A 16,437-nucleotide genomic window follows, 5' to 3' on the forward strand; every position below is an offset into this window, starting at 1 on the left:
TCAATCATTTCACCTTGGGAGGAGGAAGAAGATGAAGTTCAAACTGTTGACGCTGTTAGGTGCGACCGCCGCCATTCTGGCTTCGGCGCTGACCGCGCAGGCGCAGACCGCGCTCAAATGGGCGCATGTCTACGAGACCTCGGAGCCGTTCCACACGGAATCCGTCTGGGCTGCCGAGGAGATCGGCAAGCGCACCGAGGGGCGTTACAAGATCGATGTCTTTCCGGCTTCGCAGCTCGGCAAGGAGGCCGATATCAACCAGGGCCTGAAGCTCGGCACCGTCGATATCATCATTTCGGGTTCGAGCTTCGCCGCGCGCGAATATGCGCCGATCGGCGTCACCTATTTCCCCTATATCTTCCGCGACCCGGCCCATCTGATCGCCTACACCAAGACCGACGTTTTCAAGCGATTGGCTCAAGGATACGAGGAGGCCTCGGGCAACCACATCACCGCCGTCACCTATTATGGCACCCGTCACACGACGTCGAACCGGCCGATTGCCAAATGTGCCGACATGCAGGGGCTGAAGATGCGCGTGCCGGACGTTCCGGCCTATCTCGCCATGCCGCGCGCCTGCGGCGCCAACACGACGCCGATCGCCTTTGCCGAGGTCTATCTCGCGCTCCAGAACGGCACGGTTGAGGCCCAGGAAAACCCGTTGACGACGATCGAGGCGAAGAAGTTCTACGAGGTGCAGAAGCACATCGTGTTGACCGGCCACATCGTCGATCATCTGAACACGGTCGTTTCGAAGAACCTGTGGTCGCAGCTTTCCGATGCCGACAAGCAGATCTTCACCGAAGTGATGCAGGAGGCCGCGGAGCGCGCCACCAAGATCATCGAGGAGCGTGAGAACAAACTCGTCGAGACCTTCAAGGAACGCGGCATCGAAGTGACCGAAGTCGACAAGGCCGATTTCGAGTCGACCGTGATGGACAAGGTCAAGCTTGAGGACTTCGGCTACACCAAGGAAGACTGGGAGGCTGTCCGCGCCGTCAAGTGATCGCACGAAGACTTGGGTTCGTACCGGCCCAATGCGTGACCGCTACGCGCAGATCAGAACGGGACGCGGGAGAGCCGCGCATGCTTCTCCTGATCCCGTTCTGCGGTCAAAAACGTTGCAGCGACTGAGCGCATTCATGAATGCGCGGTGCTGCAAAGCCAGCCGCTCGGCAGAGCGGCCGGCGTTCCGCCCACATTCACCGGATGATTGCCCATGTCACAGGAAGTCCATTTGCAGACGACGCCGGAGGAAATCGCCCATTCCTTCGATGAGGCTCCGCCGGCTGCGGATATTTCGAACTATGCCTTCGAGGATTGGGTGACGCTTGCCATCTTCTGGGTGATGACGGCATGCGTGTTCCTGCAGTTCTTCACTCGCTATGTCCTCAATGATTCCTACGCCTGGACGGAGGAGATCGCCACAAACTGCCTGATTGGCGTCGTGTTTCTCGGCTCCGTCATGTGCGTTCGGGTTTCGCGGCACATCCAGGTCGACGTGCTTTATCACTATCTGCCGCGGACGATCGCGCGCGCCATGGCGATCTTCGTCGATCTCGTGCGGATCGGCTTCTTCACCTATGCCTGCTGGTTGATGTGGCGCTACGTAGCGATCGTCGCCAACGAGCGCATGGTGACCGTCAATCTGCCCCGCAACATCGTCTTCTACAGCGTGATGGCCGGGTTCGTGCTGATGCTCGTCCGCTCGATCCAGGTCTTTATCGCCAATCAGCGCCGCGGCTATTCGGTTCTCGAAAAGCCCGAGGAATTCCATAAGGTTGAGGGCTGATCCATGCTGCTGCTCGTTGGTTCGTTTCTCCTGCTGATGCTGGTCGGGGTGCCGGTCGCCATCTCGATGGCCGCTGCATCGGTCCTCTATCTGGTCTTCTACAATGTCGCACCCGACATTATCGCGGCGCAGCGGATGATCGCCGGCGTCGAGAGTTTCCCGCTGCTTGCAGTGCCGTTCTTCATTCTCGCCGGCAACCTGATGAACTCCGCCGGCGTCACCGGCCGCATCTATTCCTTCGCCGTCGCTCTTGTCGGTTGGATGAAGGGCGGCCTCGCACAGGTCAACATCATCGGTTCGGTGATTTTCTCCGGCATGTCGGGCACGGCGCTTGCCGACGCTGCCGGCATCGGCACGATCGAAATCAAGGCGATGAAGGATCACGGCTACCCGGTCGAGGCCGCCGTCGGCGTGACGGCCGCGTCGGCAACGCTCGGTCCCATCTTTCCGCCGTCGCTGCCCTTCGTCATCTACGGCATGATGGCGAATGTCTCGATCGGCGCGCTGTTCATGGCCGGTATCGTCCCTGGCGTGGTGATGACCGTTCTGATGATGCTGACGGTCGCCATCTTCGCTTACAAGCGCGGCTGGGGTTCGGACACGCCTTTCGAAGTGAAGCGGTTGCTGTCGGCTTCGCTCGAGGTCGTCGTCGTGCTCGCGGTGCCGATCTTCATCTATCTCCTGATGTCGGCGGGCCTGTCGATAAATGTCGCCGCCGGTATCGCGCTCCTCGCCCTCCTCGCCCTTGACTGGTATTTCGATTTCTCCGCCGTCATGGCGCTGATGACTCCCGTGATCCTGATCGGCGGCATGACGATGGGCTGGTTCACGCCAACGGAAGCCGCCGTTGCTGCCGTTCTCTGGTCGCTGTTCCTGGGCTTGGTGCGCTACCGGACGATGACCATGTCGACACTGACGCGGGCGACCTTCGATACGATCGAGACCACTGCCTCGGTGCTTTTCATCGTCACGGCGGCATCGATCTTCGCGTGGCTCCTGACGGTAAGCCAAGCCGCCCAGATGCTTTCCGGCGCGATCCTGACGATCACCGAAAACAAATGGGTCTTCCTGATCCTCGTGAACCTTTTGATGCTGTTCGTCGGCTGCTTTCTCGACACGATCGCCGCGATCACCATCCTGGTGCCGATCCTCTTACCTTTGTCGGCTCAATTCGGTATCGATCCCGTGCATTTCGGCCTGATCATGACTCTCAATCTGATGATCGGCCTGCTCCACCCGCCGCTTGGCATGGTGCTCTTCGTTCTGTCGCGCGTCGCCAAGCTCTCGGTCGAGCGGACGACCATGGCGATCCTGCCTTGGCTCCTGCCGCTCTTCATCGCGCTGATCCTGATCACCTTCGTTCCGGCGATCACGCTGTGGCTGCCGAGCGCGGTCGGGCTGATCCGCTGATGGCAGGGGTATCCATGCGCACGCGTCTTGCCCGGCTTTATGGCCAACGGGACCTCCGGCTCGAAGTTGCCGAGGTCTCCGCGCCAGGTGAAGGCGAGGTCCTCTTGAAGATGGCGGCCGGTGGCATTTGCGGCTCCGATCTTCATTATTACCAGGATGGGGGCTTCGGTCCCATCCGGGTGCGCGAGCCCATTATTCCTGGTCATGAGGCGTCCGGCCATGTCGCCGCACTCGGCGCCGGCGTGTCCGGGCTTGCGATTGGCGATCTGGTGGCGGTCAATCCGAGCCAACCCTGCGGAACCTGCCGTTTTTGCGGGGAGGGGCTTCCCATTCATTGCCTGAACATGCAGTTCCTGGGCAGTGCCATGCGCTTTCCCCATACCCAGGGCATGTTCCGCGACTGGCTGGTGGTTCCGGCGAACCAGTGTTTCCCGGCGGGTACGCTGGTCAGCGCTGGCGAGGCCGCCTGCGCCGAACCGCTCGCCGTCTGCCTTCATGCGGTCGGGCAGGCCGGCGATCTCAAGGCCAAGCATGTGCTGGTCACCGGCGCGGGGCCGATCGGCGCCCTCGTGGTCGCGGCTGCGCGCCACGCGGGCGCTGAGACAATCGTCGTCACGGATCTTGCCGATGCGGCACTCGATCGGGCGATGGCAATGGGCGCGACGCGGGTGGTCAACGTCCGCCATGATCCCGCGGGCCTTGCCGCCTATGAGGCTGACAAAGGCCAATTCGACGTCGTCTTCGAGTGCTCGGCCGCCGAACCGGCGCTTCGGAGCGCGATCGCGGCGGTCAGACCGCGCGGCCTGATCGTGCAGGTTGGGGTGACGGGCGATATCACCCTTCCGCTCAATGCGCTGGTAGGCAAGGAATTGCGGCTGATCGGATCACAGCGGTTTGACGGCGAGTTCGCCCTTGCCGTCCGACTCATCGCCGAGCGACGGATCGATATACGCCCGATCATTTCGCACGCGTTCCCGGTTGATCGGGCCGTCGAGGCTTTCGAGCAGGCCGGAGACCGCTCGGCTGCGTGTAAGGTGCAACTGACATTTCTGCCCTGAGGGAGTCCTAGATGAGACATACTTGGCGTTGGTTCGGACCAGTGGATCGCGTGAGCGTGCGGGATGCGGCGCAAGCCGGTGCGCGCGGCATCGTCAGCGCGCTCCATCACATTCCGACAGGGGACGTATGGCCGGTTGCGGAGATCGAAAAGCGGCAACAGGAGGTCCGCGCGGGTGGTCTGGAATGGGAGGTCGTGGAAAGCGTCCCGGTGTCCGAAAGCATCAAAACGCAAACAGGCCCCTGGCGCGAGCATGTTGCCAATTGGCAGGAGACGCTGCGCCGCCTTTCTTCCGCCGGCATACGCACGGTTTGCTACAATTTCATGCCGATTCTCGATTGGACCCGCACGGATCTGCGCTGGACCGCCCGGCATGGGGCGAAAGCCATGCGCTTCGACCGGATCGACTTTGCCGCCTTCGATCTCCATCTGCTAGAGCGTCCTGGCGCGATCGACGATTATGATGAGGAGACCGCCGAGCAGGCCGAGCGGCGCTTTCGCGAGATGACGGAAGAGCGCCGGCTCGCGCTCTCGCGCAACATCGGCGCGGGTCTGCCGGGCTCCGCCGACGGATACAGCCTGCCGCAACTGCGCCAACATCTACAAACCTATGCCGGCATCGGCCGTGAAAAGCTCAAGCGTCACCTGGTCGATTTCCTTGCCGAGGTGACGCCGGTTGCGGAACGGGTCGGCATCAACATCTGCGCCCATCCGGACGATCCGCCATGGGCGCTGCTGGGTCTGCCGCGCATCCTGTCGACTGCGGAGGACTATGCCTTCATGCTGCGGGAGGTCGACAGTCCGGCCAATGGGGTCACATTCTGCACGGGCTCGCTTGGCGCTCTTGCGGCCAACGATCTGCCGGTGATGGTTCGCCAGTTCGCGCCGCGCATCCATTTCGTCCACCTTCGCAATGTCCGCCGCGAGGAGGAGCGGACCCCGTGCTCGTTCTACGAGGACGAGCATCTGGAGGGCGACACCGACATGGTGGCGGTTATCGCCGAACTGCTCAAGGAAGAGCAACGGCGGCGCGCCGTCGGGCGAGCGGACCACCAGATTCCGATGCGGCCGGATCACGGCCAGGAAATCCTCGACGATCTCTCACGCGGCGCCCAGCCCGGCTATCCGGCGATCGGCCGGCTGAAGGGGCTCGCGGAACTGCGCGGCATCGAACGAGCCCTCTCGCACGCGACCTACGGGACTGTCTGATTCGGCGCAACGTAGAGTGCCGATGCGCTGATTTCAATAAAGTTTTCCGTATTGCTGCAATTCCGAAATGAGGTGACGCTTTTCCGCGTTCCGTCAGGTTCGCCCGGAAAGCGGAAGCCCCCCGAGGACAGGCGCAAGCCGTTAGCATGAGGCTCTCTGTGCCGAACGCACCGGGTTCCGGGGAGCTGGCGGTCGTCCTCCCGCGCCTGTGGAGCGGCTTGTCTACCGCCACCAACCTCCCGACCCAGCCCTGATTGGTTCGGTAGCCTGCGGATGCCATCTGCAACGGCAGTTTCGGCAGATCTGGGCTACACATTGTATACAATAGCCATAGGTTTGGATGTGACGTCGTGAGTAAACCTCGCGCGGCGTAGGCGCACAATCTTGCGAAGAGTCCCAGACGGCCCGCATTCCATCGGCCGATCCTGCCAACAAGACGCCATTTCTCTTGGGTTCAGTTCTTTACCATCCGGTAAATGTCGCAAACCTGATGAATACAATGTTGACTATGGTTTGTGTACATGAGACGATCGTTTTGTCTATACAAAAGTAACGCCCAAAACACAGTGGCCGTGATGGGCTCAGGGAACACCAAAAAGGAGGAACAACAAATGTCATTGACGAGGCGTACCTTCCTGCACGGGGCATCCGGCGCCCTTGGGCTAGTCTTGGCGCAAAGCGCGCTGTGCAAACTTGCATATGCACAGGGTGCAAACGGCACCTTACGCGTTGCCATCGCTAAGCCCGCCGGCAATCTCGACCCGCAAAGCCATTACGCGATCTGGGCCATCCAGGACCTGATGTTCGAGCCGCTTGTGAAGTACGGCAAGGGTGGCCGGATCGAACCTTGCCTGGCGACCGACTGGCAGATCGAGGACGGCGGCAAGACGCTGTATCTGACGTTGCGCGAGGGTGTTACGTTCCAGGACGGCACCAAGTTCGACGCTGCTGCGTGCAAATGGAACCTCGAGCGCTGGATGGGCCTCGACCAGTTCAGCTGGATGAACTGCTCCAAGTATTTCCAGTCGCTCGAGGTGGTCGACGACTACCGCGTCACCCTGCATTTCAAGGAACCGGTCCTCGCGCTCATGCAGGAACTCTCCTACACGCGACCGACGCGCTTCCTTAGCCCCAAATCGGTTGGCGCTGATGGCAAGTTCAAGGAGCCCGTTGGAACAGGACCCTGGGTTCAGATCAGCGCGGACGACACCCAGAGCGTCTTCGAGCGCTACGACGGCTACTGGGGCGACAAGCCGACCTATGAGCGCCTCGAGGCCAAGGTCATCCCCGATGCGCGTTCACGGGTTGCGGCGTTGCGTGCCGGCGAAATCGACCTGGTCGGGGGGTTCTGGATCGCGCCCCTGACCCCGGAAGAGGGCAAACAGCTCGAGGCGGCCGGTTTCAACGTCGTCGTCGATCCGGGCAACGTCACGCTGGTGATGGCGTTCAATCCCGACCGCGCCGAGGCACTTAAGGATTCTCAGGTCCGTAAGGCTGTCAGCATCGGTATCGATCGCGCGGCTATCTCCAAGGTGCTCTATCACGGCTACGCGAAGCCCGCCGGCAACCTGTTCTCGGACGCTTTGCCCTACGCCGGGACGCAACATGATGCACCCGTCCGCGATGCTGTCGCCGCATCGGCGCTGCTCGAAAAGGCCGGCTGGACGGGAAGTCCCATCCGATCCAAGAACGGCAAGCCACTGACGCTCGAATTGGTCGTCAGCCCGGACGCCGTGCCGGGATCACGCGTGATTGCCGAAGTCATCCAGTCCGAGATGAAGGAGATCGGCATCGACCTGGTGATCCGCTCGGTCGACCATGCCTCCAAGCACACCGACATGCTGGAACAGAAGTACGACCTCGGCTTCTTCCTGACCTACGGCGCGCCTTATGATCCGTTTGGCTCGATCGTGGGGCTGTGTCTCTCGACCTTCCACAACGACGTCGAGGGCAAGCTGGTCACTGATCCGGCCAATCTGGATCCGCTGATCAATGCGGCGACCGCGGCGACCGGAGACCAGATCCAGCCGACGATTCAGAAGGTCTACGACTGGCTGCGGGACAACGATGCGATCGCGCCGCTGGTCTACGTGCCGAGCGTCTGGGCGCATTCCAGGCGGGTCCAGGGCTTCACGAGTCCCGTCACCGAATACGACATGCCGTACGAAAACATCGTGTTGGCCGAGTAGGGAGGAGCGCGCCTTGTTGCACTTCATCAGCAAGCGGCTGAAGCACTCCCTGATCCTGCTTTTCTTGGCATCCTTGGTGTGCTTCACCCTCGTCGTGTCGGCTCCGGGGAATGTTGCGGTCCTGATTGCCGAACTTCGAGGAGCCGTCGCGACACCGGGTTATGTCGAGCAGGTTGCCGAAGAGATAGGACTGAACAAGCCATTGCTGATGCGCTATGTGGACTGGCTCGGCGATGCGGTCGGCGGCGACTTCGGCATCTCCTACAGGACGGGCCAGGCTGTTAGTGCGGACCTCGCCGCCCGCATGCTCATCACCGGAACACTGATTGCCGGCGGGGCCGCCATAGCGACCTTGATGAGCCTGGCGCTCGGCGTCGTGGGCGCCCTGTGGCAATACAAACTGCCAGACCGCGTTTCCCGCGGTCTGGCGTTGCTCGGCGCGTCGACACCGACATTCTTCGTCGGCGCGTTGATGATTTACGGCTTCTCGGTCACCTTCCAGCTCCTGCCATCCTTCGGCTTCGCCGGTCCGCTAAGCTGGATCCTGCCGTGGCTCACTGTCAGTGTCCTGCCCGCTGCGGTCCTCAGTCGCGTCGTGCGAGTAGGGCTGGAAGAGGCGATGGCGAGCCCCTTTGTTCTAACCGCGAAGAGCAAGGGGCTGAGTCGCACCGCGATCCTGTTCCGCGATGCGTTGCCGAATATCACGCCCATCTTCATCAACGCACTTGGCACTCAAGTTGGGCTGATGACTGCCACCGCGATCATTGTCGAGCCGCTCTTCGCATGGCAGGGCCTCGGCGATTACTTCCTCGCCGGCGTGCGCTTTCGCGACTTCATGGTGGTGCAGGCGTGCCTGCTCATCTTTCTCACCTTCTTCATCCTCGTGAACCTGGTCGTCGACGTTGCGGTGCTTTTGACCGACCCTCGCATCAGGCGCCAATGGAGCTGATCATGAAGAGACTGCACCCTATCCTGACCAGACTGAACAAGATGCCCAGAGCGGCATTGATCACCATCGGCCTGTTTATCGCCCTCGGTACATTCGCTCCCTGGCTGGCGTCCCAGGACCCCAGCGCCCAGAACCTGCTGGAGGCTGGCGGTGGGCCAAGTGCTGCCCACTGGCTCGGTACAGACCATCTTGGGCGCGACACGTTCAGCAGGCTGATCATCGCTGCGAACACGTCGCTGGTGAGCGTCGGTTCCGTCCTCGGCATAGCCATGACGATTGGCATCGCTATGGGCACGATCGCCGGCTATCACCGAGGTTGGGTGGACGATCTTTTGATGCGTGTAGTCGATGTCGGTCTGTCCATACCGAGTCTGATCATCGCACTGGCAGTGATCGGCATCGTTGGCCCGGGATACTGGACGATGGTGTTGGCGCTGGCGCTTGCCTGGTGGCCTATGAGTGGCCGTATCAGCCGCGCCGTTGCCGTTAGCATCATGAGCAAGCCTCACATCGAGGCGTTGCGTGTGCTGGGCGCCAGCCCTTGGCGCATCTACTTCAATCATCTCCTTCCCGGCACGATCGGTGCCGTGATGGTCTATGCGACCGCCGACGCGGGCGTGGCAGCGCTCGCTGTCGCAACGCTCAGCTTCCTGGGCTTGGGCATCCAGCCGCCCACGCCCGAGTGGGGCCAGATGCTGGTCGACGCGCTGCCCTATCTCGAGTCCGACCCGCGCCAGGTTCTCCTGCCGGGGCTGGCGCTGACGGCTGCGGTCATCGGTTTCAACACACTCGGAGAATCGATTGCGCTCAACCGCATCCCCAAACCACTCACGCGACGCATGCTTGCTGCACGTCGGATCGAGGTTGCCGGCTGGGCAAGGGAGAATGTCGATGCATGACGAACCACTATTGTCCGTCAACAATCTGACGGTTGATCTGCTGACTGCCAAGTCGGCGGTGCGCCCGGTCGACGGCGTCAGCTACTCGGTCCGGCAAGGCGAATGTCTTGCGATCGTCGGCGAAAGTGGCAGCGGCAAGACAGTGATGAACTTTGCTCCGCTTGGGCTGATGCCGACGGGTGTGACGACGAACCTTTCCGGCTCAGTGCGGTTTGACGGCCGGGAGTTGATCGGCCTCGCCGAACCCGAGATCCGCAAATTCCGCGGAAAATCCATCGGCTTCATCTTCCAGGACCCGATGAGTGCGCTCAATCCTGTGCGTCGTATCGGACGACAGATCGCTGAAATGGCGGAACTGCACCTCAACATGAGTCCGCGCTCAGCAGAAGCGAGAGCACTCGATCTCGTCAAGCTTGTCGGGATATCAGATCCCGCCGCACGGCTCAGGCAGTTCCCGCATGAACTGTCGGGCGGCTTGAGGCAGCGCATCGTCATCGCCATTGCACTTGCCGGCGAGCCGAAGCTCCTCATCGCGGACGAACCGACAACGGCCCTCGACGTGACGGTCCAAGCGCAGATACTTCGATTGCTCAAAGATCTCCAGCAACGCCTCAACATGGCCATGGTGTTGATCACCCACGACATGGGTGTGGTCGCCGGGGCTGCCGACGACATCGTCGTCATGTACGCGGCACGCGCCGCCGAATGCGGTCCGGTGGACAAGGTCCTGGTCAATCCTCGTCACCCCTACACCAAGGGCTTGATCAATGCGATTCCTCGGCGGGACGACCCGATTGGTTCCGAGTTCCGGGGTCTTCCCGGCGTGCCGCCGATGCTTGGTGCGCCGATCAAGGGCTGCGCTTTCGCACCGCGCTGCGAGCTTGCGGTTGCTGCATGCACGCGCATCCGGCCTTCAATGGTTCCAATCTCGGACAGAAAGGTTTCCGTGGCCTGCTCGGTCGTCAATCAAGGAAAGGCTGCCGCATGACACACGCGCCCGTACTTAAAGTCGAGAACCTGCAGACGCGCTTCAAAAGCGTCCAGCGGGGCAAATATGTGCACGCGGTCGATGACGTCTCGCTCGAGCTTTACCCGGGCGAGATCGTCGGACTGGTGGGCGAATCCGGTTGTGGAAAGTCGACGCTCGGGCGAACCATCGTGGGGCTCGAGAAGGCGAGCGGCGGGCGGGTGTTGCTCGATGGAGTAGACCTCAGCGGACTTTCAGGAGCCGCATTGCGCAACAGTCGGCGGGCGCTCCAATACGTCTTCCAGGATCCATATTCATCTCTGAACGAGCGGCAAACGGCTGGCGAGGCTCTCGATGAAGCGTTGCTCATCGGTGGCCTTAGGTCGCAGCACGAGCGAAATCGCCGGACCAAGGAACTGCTGGATCACGTCGGCTTGGCGCACGCGATCAAGGACCGTCACACCCGTGAGCTTTCGGGCGGCCAGCGCCAGCGCGTTGCCATTGCCCGATCGCTTGCGGTGAACCCGAGGGTGCTGATCTGCGACGAGCCGGTAAGCGCTCTCGATCTTTCCATCCGAGCGCAGGTGATGAACCTTTTCCTACGACTGCAGAAGGAGCTGGGCGTGGCATGCTTGTTTATCGCCCACGATCTTTCGCTGGTAAGGCAGGCGGCGTCACGCGTCTACGTGATGTATCTCGGCAAGATCGTGGAGCATGGGCCGTCCCAGGAGCTTTACGACCGTCCCAGCCATCCTTACTCGCAGATGCTGTTGGCGTCAGTTCCCGAGGTCGATCCACGCGTTGAAAAACTCCGTAGGGCACCATTGATGGTGGGAGAAGTACCCAGTCCGACGAGCCCCCCTTCCGGCTGCAGATTCAGAACGCGCTGTTCACTCGCTTTCGACGAGTGCGCCCGAGGCACGCCGCCGTCATACGGTCTCTCGCCAGATCACAATGCTGCGTGCGTTTTTGCCGCCGAGCTTTACGGGGGCAAGCGCTCGGCTCTCGTTCGCCAGGCGCCGGATAATGCATCACTTTAGAACGTCGTCCCTATGCGCCAATCTAGCTGCGTACGATCTGCCGCCAATGTAGCCGGTCATTCAAAGCGTAATTATCGTCGTCGTTTCGCCGTTCAGCAGACGCTTGAGGTGAAAGCTCGCAAGCCGGTCCTCCGCATTGCGACCAACCAGCGCGGCAAACGAAGCGAGTGCACCGTGGTCGCGGGCCTCGAGCTTTCCGAAGGCCTCCATGTAGGCCTGAGTTTCCGCGCTCGCATAAATTGCGGCGTCAAGGGGCTCGAAAGCGCGGATCGGCTCGGCCCTGCCTCTGAGGAGGAGGTCGCCTACCGGCCGGCCGCGGAAATCCTGCGCCTTGGTGGCGAGGCTGCCGCTCACGCAAATGCGGGTGCCTAGCGTTTTGTTGGCCACTTCCAGGCGCGCGGCGACGTTGATCGTGTCGCCATAGGCGCTATAGTCAAAAAACCGTCCTCCGCCGAAATTGCCCACAACAGCCGTGCCGGCGTGCGCGCCGATCCGGGTGTCGCCAAGGATTATCCCTTTTCTGCTCCAGTCTCCGCGGAAGGACCGCGCGAAGGCGTCGAGAGCGAGCGAACAGGCGATGGCGCGACCGGCATGATCCGGCTGGTCGGCAGGAGCCCCGAACAGCACGTGGAGCGCGTCGCCGATGATCTTTGCGACAGTACCGTCATGGGCGAACACGATGTCGGTCATGCCGACGATGTAATCATTAACGAGTGGTCCGAGCACGCTTGGCTCTATCGTCTCGACGAGCGTGGTGAAACCCGTCAGATCGGTAAAAAGTGAGGCAACCTCCCGGCGCGTGCCGCCAAGATCAAGGGTCTCGGCGCTGCTTGCTAAGCGCTCGGCGAGATTAGGCGAGAAATAGCGGGAAAGCGACGCACGGGCCTGCTCGGCCGCCGACTGCCGGCGCTGTGCCTCGCGCAGCGCTTCCACATGGTGGATCGTCTTGACGATCGTCGCCTCCAGATCCGGAAAATCGATCGGCTTCGTCACGAAATCATAAGCGCCGCGGTTCATCGCGGTTCGGATATTGGCCATATCGCTGTAGGCGGAGACGATGATCGTGGACAACTCCGCGTCCCTCTCCTGAAGTTTCGCGAGCAGCGACAAGCCATCCATCCGCGGCATGTTGATATCGCTCAGCACCATGTCCACGTCCTGGTTTGCAGCCAGTACGGCCAAGGCCTCGACTCCGTCACGGGCAAACAGAAAACGCAGCGTGCTGTCGCGGATCTGCCTCCGGAATTTTTGGACAAGCAGGCGCTCCAGGTCCGGCTCGTCGTCAACAACGAGTATGCTGGTGCTCATGCGGCGCGCCCAATTCGCATGTCGATTTCTTCCCGTAGTGCGACGAAGTCGATCGGCTTGGTCAAAAGCGCTTCCGCGCCGCTTTCGAGAGCTCTCCGCTTCGTGTCCGCATCGCCGTAAGCGGTGATCATGATCACCGGCACGTCAGGCCGTAAATTCCGTGCCTTCGGAAGCAGTTCGAGCCCGCTCATTCCCGGCATGTTGACGTCGGACAGTATGAGAATAAGCGTGACGTCGACGACATCGGCGATCCGCTCAAGCGCGGTTGGCGCCGACTGCGCAAACTCCATTGCGAAGCGGCCGGCGCGCAGGTCCCGGCGGAATTGCTGCCTGAAAAGCAACTCGATGTCAGGCTCGTCGTCGACCACCAGGATAAGGAGGCTCATGATCTGCCCTCCGATTTTATGATCGCAGCGGCAATCCGCGGCAGCCGGATGCGAAACTCGGTATAGTGACCCGGTTCCGTGTCCACCTCGATTGAACCGGCATGCTGCTTGACGATGATGTCGTGGCTGAGCGAAAGGCCGAGCCCCGTGCCCTCGCCAGCAGGCTTGGTCGTGAAGAAGGGATTGAAGATCTTCTCTTTCACTTCCGGTGGAATGCCGAGCCCATTGTCGCGGATGATGATTTCAACGCTGTCTCCGAGGTTTCTGGTCACCGCGGCCAACTTCGGCTCGTACCCGTCGGCAGATTCGGAAGCCGCGCGTTTGCTGGTGGCATAGAAGCCATTGGAGATGAGATTGAGGAGCACACGTGTGATCTCCTGCGGGTAGAGGTCAATCTCGCCGGCTGCCGGATCGAAGGATTTCTCGAGCGTGATGTTGAAGCCCTGCTCCCCGGCACGGGCACCGTGATAAGCGAGATTGAGGCTCTCCTCGAGGATTGCATTGATATCGGCCGGCCTGCGCTCGCCCGCCCCTTGGCGTGAGTGCAGGAGCATGTTCTTGACGATCGAGTCGGCGCGCTTGCCGTGCTGGACGATCTTTTCAAGGTTGCCCCTGAGCATGGCAGTGAGTTCGTCGATCTCGGAGCGAGCGGCGCTGTCACCTACGGCGCCATCGAGCACTTGCTGCAACTCTTCGATCAACTCGACGGACAGCGCCGAGAAATTGTTGACGAAATTCAACGGGTTTTTGATCTCGTGCGCAATTCCGGCGGTCAGCTGCCCGAGCGACGCGAGTTTCTCGGTCTGGATCAACCGGTCTTGGGCGGCCTTGAGCTCCTCCAGCGACCGTGACAGTTCCTCGGTTCTCGACTGCACCTCCTGGAATAGGCGGACGTTTTCGATGGCGATCACGGCCTGGTCGGCGAAGGTCGACGCCAAGTCGATCTGTTTTTCGGTGAAGGGGCGCACGATCGAGCGGGTCAATGCGAGCACTCCGATCGGGCTGCCTTCGCGCAAGAGCGGCACGCCGAGCACAGTGCGAAATCCCGCGAGTCTCTGTCCCTCGTGCAGCGCGTACTCGGGATCATCGAGGACGTCCGCGACCTGGACCGGCCGAACCTCAAGCAAGGTCCGCCCCACGATGGTGCCGCGTCCCGGCTCCAGCGGAAGAGCCCGAAGATATTGGCCGAATTCCTGCGAGAGGCCGTAGCTGGCGACCGGATAGTGCGCGTCACCCATCGGCCGCGTCATCGTTGCCATATCGGCCTCGCAAAGACGGGCAGCGGACGTCACAAGAGTGTCGAGGACCGCCTGCAGGTCGAATGCGGAGCGGCTAATAACTTTCAGAACGTCAGCCGTCGCAGTCTGCTGCTCCAGCGCCTCGGTCAGTTCAGCGGTTCGCGCCGTCACTTCGTCGAACAGCCGCACATTCTCGATCGCGATGACGGCTTGGTCTGCAAAGGTCTGGACGAGCTCGATCTGCTTTTCTGTGAACGGCCTGACTTCTGTCCGGCGGATGACGAGCCCCCCGATCGCCTCCCGCTGCCGCATCAAAGGCACCGCCACAATTGTGCGGTGGCCCATGCGTACGGCCATGCTGTGGCCGTCCGGAAACTCGTCGGGCGTGGCGCTCAGATCAGGCACATGGATGGGCCTTCGCTCTACCACGGCCCGGCCCGTGACCCAGTTCCGTGATACCGGCCAGCCGGGGAAATCGATTGGGATCGGCCCGTGATGCGCCCTGACATGGAGAGTATCTCCGTCCTTCAGGAATATTACCGCGTCGTAAGCGTCGCAGAGTTGCGCTGCGGACTCGACCAAGGTGTCGAGCACGGCCTGAAGATCGAACGGCGACCGGTTGATTACCTTGAGAACATCCGCTGTCGCAGTCTGCTGCTGTAGAGATTCCTTCAGCTCAAGGTTTCTTTTTTCCAGATCGGTAAACAGCCGAACATTCTCGATCGCTATCGCGGCCTGATCGGCGAAGGTCTGCAGGAGTTCGACTTGCCGATCAGGAAACACTCCGGGCTGGGTTCGTGCGACGACAATGGTTCCAATCGGCCTGCTGTCGCGCGTGATCGGTACCGCGATCAGGCTTCTGTAGTTCGCGGACTGGGCGCCAAGGGTGGTGTGGGCCTGATATTCAGGATCGGCGAGCCGGTCCGGTATCTGCTCCACCGATCGACTGAGGATCGAACGCCCGGCGGCACTGCCTCGATCAGGCGGGGCCGGAAACATCGCGCGCACCGCTTCGACGCCTTCCGGCTCCAGCCGGTGATACGCCACGAAGTGGAGAAGTTCGCCATCGTAACGGAACACGTGGCAGAACTGCGCTCCGCAGAGTCTGGCGGCACGCAACGCGATCGTGTCGAACACCGGCTGTATGTCGGTGGGCGAGGTCGAGATGACGCGCAGGATCTCGCTTGTCGCGGTCTGCTGTTCGAGCGCTTCTATGATCTCTCGATTGCGCGCCTGCGCCTCTTCGAAAAGGCGGACGTTCTCGATGGCGATCACCGCCTGGTCGGCGAAGGTTTGCAGTAACTCGACCTGCCGCTCTGGAAAGAATCCGACAGCGCCTCGAGTGACGGCGATTGATCCGATTGGGTGTCCTTTCCGCACCAGCGGCACGCCGATGGCGCTGCGGTAGGACACGATTTTCGCCAGCGAGAGCATCCGGTAATCAGCGTCGGCAAAAACATCGGGAATTTGCTCGATGGCGCCGCTGATGAAGGCCCGTCCTGTGACATTGCCTCTATTTGGTTGCTGCGGAAAATTGGCACGTACCGCTTCGATGCCTTCGCCCGAAATGCCGTGATAGGCAACAGGGTGCAGGAGTTCTCCGTCAAACCGGAAAACGAAGCAGAACTCTGCGCCGCACAGCCTCGCGGCGTTTTGCGCTATCGCATCGAACACCGGCTGTATGTCGGTGGGCGAGGTCGAGATGACGCGCAGGATTTCGCTTGTCGCGGTCTGCTGTTCGAGCGCTTCGCCAAGCTCCCGCTCCAGCAATTCGATCTGACGTCCGATGCTGAGGCTCGACTCCTCCACCTCGCGCCCCCCTTATTTTTGCGCTCTGCAGGCGACCGGCTCGGTGATAAACCCCTACCGTCCGCCGTCCGGGCGCCCTACACCCCACGTCGTGGCCGGTGACGGCAGACCGAAGAGAATACTCCATCTGACCGGCTGTGACGAGGATTAGCTCCTGCCGCAACACGGTATATCAGTCATGTCT

The 16,437-nt window shown here is 61.4% G+C and carries 13 protein-coding genes; 10 read left to right on the plus strand and 3 right to left on the minus strand.

Annotated features, from left to right (window positions below):
* Positions 1 to 31: 31 nt before the first annotated feature.
* The 10 genes from QN224_RS10540 to QN224_RS10585 all read left to right on the plus strand — a co-directional run bounded on the left by QN224_RS10540 (position 32) and on the right by QN224_RS10585 (position 11,512).
* On the plus strand, positions 32 to 1,006 hold the full coding sequence (locus tag QN224_RS10540; protein ID WP_283976604.1) for a sialic acid TRAP transporter substrate-binding protein SiaP: 975 nt from the start codon (positions 32 to 34) through the stop codon (positions 1,004 to 1,006).
* 213 nt (positions 1,007 to 1,219) lie between these two features.
* Positions 1,220 to 1,792 (plus strand): TRAP transporter small permease, encoded by a 573-nt coding sequence (locus QN224_RS10545; protein WP_283976605.1) that lies wholly within the window; start codon positions 1,220 to 1,222, stop codon positions 1,790 to 1,792.
* A gap of 3 nt (positions 1,793 to 1,795) precedes the next feature.
* Positions 1,796 to 3,202, plus strand: coding sequence for a TRAP transporter large permease (locus tag QN224_RS10550; RefSeq protein WP_283976606.1), 1,407 nt, complete (start codon positions 1,796 to 1,798; stop codon positions 3,200 to 3,202).
* Between the two features lie 14 nt (positions 3,203 to 3,216).
* Positions 3,217 to 4,260, plus strand: coding sequence for an L-idonate 5-dehydrogenase (locus QN224_RS10555; RefSeq protein ID WP_283976607.1), 1,044 nt, complete (start codon positions 3,217 to 3,219; stop codon positions 4,258 to 4,260).
* An 11-nt stretch (positions 4,261 to 4,271) separates the two neighbouring features.
* Positions 4,272 to 5,468, plus strand: coding sequence for a mannonate dehydratase (uxuA, locus tag QN224_RS10560; RefSeq protein ID WP_283976608.1), 1,197 nt, complete (start codon positions 4,272 to 4,274; stop codon positions 5,466 to 5,468).
* 611 nt (positions 5,469 to 6,079) lie between these two features.
* Positions 6,080 to 7,657: a nickel ABC transporter substrate-binding protein gene (locus tag QN224_RS10565; protein WP_283976609.1), complete on the plus strand. Its 1,578-nt coding sequence runs from the start codon at positions 6,080 to 6,082 to the stop codon at positions 7,655 to 7,657.
* A gap of 13 nt (positions 7,658 to 7,670) precedes the next feature.
* Complete coding sequence (locus QN224_RS10570) at positions 7,671 to 8,606, plus strand: ABC transporter permease (protein WP_283976610.1); 936 nt, start codon at positions 7,671 to 7,673, stop codon at positions 8,604 to 8,606.
* On the plus strand, positions 8,597 to 9,505 hold the full coding sequence (locus QN224_RS10575) for an ABC transporter permease (protein ID WP_283976611.1): 909 nt from the start codon (positions 8,597 to 8,599) through the stop codon (positions 9,503 to 9,505). The genes QN224_RS10570 and QN224_RS10575 overlap by 10 nt, the downstream gene beginning before the upstream one ends.
* On the plus strand, positions 9,498 to 10,493 hold the full coding sequence (locus tag QN224_RS10580; RefSeq protein WP_283976612.1) for an ABC transporter ATP-binding protein: 996 nt from the start codon (positions 9,498 to 9,500) through the stop codon (positions 10,491 to 10,493). The genes QN224_RS10575 and QN224_RS10580 overlap by 8 nt, the downstream gene beginning before the upstream one ends.
* Positions 10,490 to 11,512: an ABC transporter ATP-binding protein gene (locus QN224_RS10585; protein ID WP_283976613.1), complete on the plus strand. Its 1,023-nt coding sequence runs from the start codon at positions 10,490 to 10,492 to the stop codon at positions 11,510 to 11,512. Before QN224_RS10580 ends, QN224_RS10585 begins: the two co-directional genes overlap by 4 nt.
* Before the next feature lie 60 nt (positions 11,513 to 11,572).
* On the opposite strand, the gene QN224_RS10590 is transcribed toward QN224_RS10585, so the two are convergent.
* The 3 genes from QN224_RS10590 to QN224_RS10600 are packed head-to-tail and all read right to left on the minus strand — an operon-like array spanning position 11,573 to position 16,253.
* Positions 11,573 to 12,820 carry an adenylate/guanylate cyclase domain-containing protein gene (locus QN224_RS10590; RefSeq protein WP_283976614.1) on the minus strand — a complete coding sequence of 416 codons (1,248 nt, stop codon included), beginning with the start codon at positions 12,818 to 12,820 and terminating at the stop codon, positions 11,573 to 11,575.
* Positions 12,817 to 13,206 (minus strand): response regulator, encoded by a 390-nt coding sequence (locus QN224_RS10595; protein ID WP_283976615.1) that lies wholly within the window; start codon positions 13,204 to 13,206, stop codon positions 12,817 to 12,819. Before QN224_RS10595 ends, QN224_RS10590 begins: the two co-directional genes overlap by 4 nt.
* On the minus strand, positions 13,203 to 16,253 hold the full coding sequence (locus QN224_RS10600) for a GAF domain-containing protein (RefSeq protein WP_283976616.1): 3,051 nt from the start codon (positions 16,251 to 16,253) through the stop codon (positions 13,203 to 13,205). The genes QN224_RS10595 and QN224_RS10600 overlap by 4 nt, the downstream gene beginning before the upstream one ends.
* Between the last annotated feature and the right edge of the window lie 184 nt (positions 16,254 to 16,437).

It is taken from the genome of Sinorhizobium sp. 7-81, assembly GCF_030124405.1.
Lineage (GTDB): Bacteria > Pseudomonadota > Alphaproteobacteria > Rhizobiales > Rhizobiaceae > Sinorhizobium > Sinorhizobium psoraleae.